Below are 204 nucleotides of genomic sequence, written 5' to 3'. Positions count from 1 at the left end.
AGCGTCGAGACTGAGGAGGATCAGCGAGCCTTCCAGTGGAAGGATCGCCCGACGAAGGGCACCGGCCAGTCGAGCCCTGCCAGATCGAGAAGGCTTGCTACGAAGCCCGTCGTTTGGCGCAGCGGCAGGCTGAACAAGACCTTGATCCCTCTCGGGACATCACCGCGTGATGCCCTGCTGGGCAGTGGTCAGACAGGCTTGGAT

Annotated in this window: 1 pseudogene; it reads right to left on the bottom strand. The window is 62.7% G+C overall.

Features of this window, described 5'->3' with window-relative positions:
- Nucleotides 1-56 precede the first annotated feature (56 nt).
- A pseudogene (locus Q1A87_RS24125) lies at nucleotides 57-146 on the bottom strand (transposase); the annotation flags it as partial.
- Nucleotides 147-204 lie beyond the last annotated feature (58 nt).

Source organism: uncultured Jannaschia sp., from assembly GCF_947494055.1.
Lineage (GTDB): Bacteria > Pseudomonadota > Alphaproteobacteria > Rhodobacterales > Rhodobacteraceae > Jannaschia.
This window is presented reverse-complemented; position numbering and strand designations above follow the sequence as displayed.